Origin of the sequence: Bradyrhizobium sp. sGM-13 (genome assembly GCF_018398875.1) — a bacterium.
Lineage (GTDB): Bacteria > Pseudomonadota > Alphaproteobacteria > Rhizobiales > Xanthobacteraceae > Bradyrhizobium.
The window spans coordinates 1-2,157 of the sequence record NZ_JAGWDK010000124.1 but is presented as its reverse complement, the minus strand read 5'-3'; the positions used below and the strand labels follow the sequence as shown (position 1 = coordinate 2,157).

The following is a 2,157-nucleotide window of genomic DNA, read 5'->3' as shown; positions in this document are numbered from 1 at the left end:
ATCGCGAAATAACCCTCATTTTAAAGGGCGAAATGTTTTTCGCGACAGAAACTAGCTACTTTCCGGCGCAAAATTAACCGACCTTGATCGCTGTGCGGAGTCGGTCGGTAGGGCGAAAAGTGCAAGGTCGGACGAGGTCGACGTTGACTTGCGTGGGCGGCGCTGATTCATTTGTATGAATGAGTCGCAATCGAGCCCTTCAAACGCGCGAGAAGCTTGTCGGGAAGCTGCCGGTCACTGGTGAGCTGCTGCGCGGTTCGTTGCTGGAGCGCACCGTTCGTCACAAGAGCGGCTGCCCGAAGTGCGCGCGCGGCGAAGGGCACCAGGTGCATGTCCTGACGGTGAGCTATGCGGGTGGACGCGTGCGCCAGTTCAGCGTGCGCCGTGAGCGCGTTGCCGAAGTGCGCCGTTGGCTGGAGAATTATCAGAAACTGAAAGAAACGATCGAGGCGATCTGCGAACTCAATCACCAGCTGTTGCGCCCTGATGCGGCGGTGCCGCGGGGCGAGAGGAAGAAACGTGATTGAGATGCGCAGAGCGCAACTGAGCTTCGGCGACGGCTTGATCGCCGGGGAAGTGAGCGATCTTCGCGAAGGTTGGATGGCACATGCTGACCGGGTTCTGGCGGATGAACAGATCGTAGGTGCGGTGTACGAAGCGCTGGCGAGACGACACCCCAAGAGTCGTGGTCGTGGTCGGCTGGGCGCACCGGCCGAGGTGGTTTTGCGATTGTTGATTCTCAAGCACGTTCGCAACTGGAGCTATCACGTGCTGGAACGCGAAGTGCGCGCCAATCTGGTGTATCGCGACTTCACCCGGGTGGGCGGCGGCAAGACGCCGGACGCCAAGACAATGGGGCGCTGGGGCTTGGCTGTGGATCCGGAGACAATCAAGCAGATCCACGACCGGATCGTGCAAATCGCGCAGCAACAAGGGGTGACGCAGGGACGCAGAATGCGCGTGGATACGACAGTGGTGGAGACCAACATCCACCACCCGACCGACAGCACGTTGTTGGGCGACGGGGTTAGGGTGTTGATCCGCACCATGAAGAAGATCACCAGGATCGTCGGCACGGCCGGAACCAAACTGCGCGACCGAACGCGAAGCGTAAAACTGCGCCTGCTCGATATCTCGCGAACCGCACGTGCCAAAGGACCGCTCAATCACGAGAAGCTCAAGCAAGGCTACCGGCGGCTGTTGAACTCGACGAGCCGTGTAGTGGGGCAAGCGAAGCGCTTCTCCCATGAGATCTCCGCAGGCGTGAAGCGGGCCAAGGGCATCTTGAAACGGCTGGCGCTGCAAGGCTTGCGGCAGGAGCTGGAAACGATGATGCCGCTCGTGCGACAGGTGATGCGGCAGACCCGGGAACGCATCTTCCGCGGCAACACACGGGCAGAGGACAAGCTCTTCAGCGTGTTCGAGCCCTCGACGGAGATCATTCGCAAGGGTAAGGCCGGCAAGCCCAACGAGTTCGGCAAGATGGTCAAGCTGCAGGAGGCCGAAAACCAAATCGTGATCGACTACGAAGTCTACGATCGGCGGCCGAGCGATTCGGACCTGTTGGTTCCGGCCATCGAAATCCACCAAGCCAAGCTCGGTCGCACGCCGCGCCTGGTCGCAGCAGACGCCGGGTTCTATTCCGCCAGGAATGAAGCCGCGGCGAAGGCGAGCGGCGTCAAACGCGTCTGCATCCCCAATCGCTCCACCAACAGCGTCGCGCGCAAGCGCGAGCAGAAGAAGCGGTGGTTCCGCAACGGCCAGAAATGGCGGACCGGATGCGAGGGGCGTATCAGCGTGGCCAAACGGCGGCACGGGCTCGATCGCTGTCGCTACAAAGGCAGCAGCGGAATGAAGCGCTGGGTCGGGCTCGGCGTTGTCGCCGACAACCTCATCAGCATCGGTCGCGTGATGGACGAACAGTCACTCCAAAGGTAGTCCACTTCCAGCGCAACCTTGGCCTCACATCGCCCCGCCGCGCCCCCCGGCGGGGCTTCTCGTTGTCTGCGGGGTTGACCGCGCCCTTCAGAACCGGGATTTTGCGCCGGAAAGTAGCTAGCCTCCTTCCCAGCCAGCATGTTGAATCAGAAGCCTGCTGATTTGGGAATCTGGAGGGTTCTGTGAGGTCGCGCTCACGCGAGGGCGCGGCAGGCGCTT

At 61.4% G+C, this 2,157-nt stretch carries 2 protein-coding genes; both read left to right on the top strand.

Going from position 1 to position 2,157, the window contains the following annotated elements:
- The first annotated feature begins 179 nt into the window (after positions 1–179).
- A complete protein-coding gene (locus KJQ96_RS38375; protein WP_309142549.1) occupies positions 180–527 on the top strand; it encodes a DUF6788 family protein in 348 nt (115 codons plus the stop codon).
- Position 528: 1 nt separating this feature from the next.
- Positions 529–1,938 (top strand): ISNCY family transposase, encoded by a 1,410-nt coding sequence (locus KJQ96_RS38370; RefSeq protein ID WP_213291142.1) that lies wholly within the window; start codon positions 529–531, stop codon positions 1,936–1,938.
- Positions 1,939–2,157 lie beyond the last annotated feature (219 nt).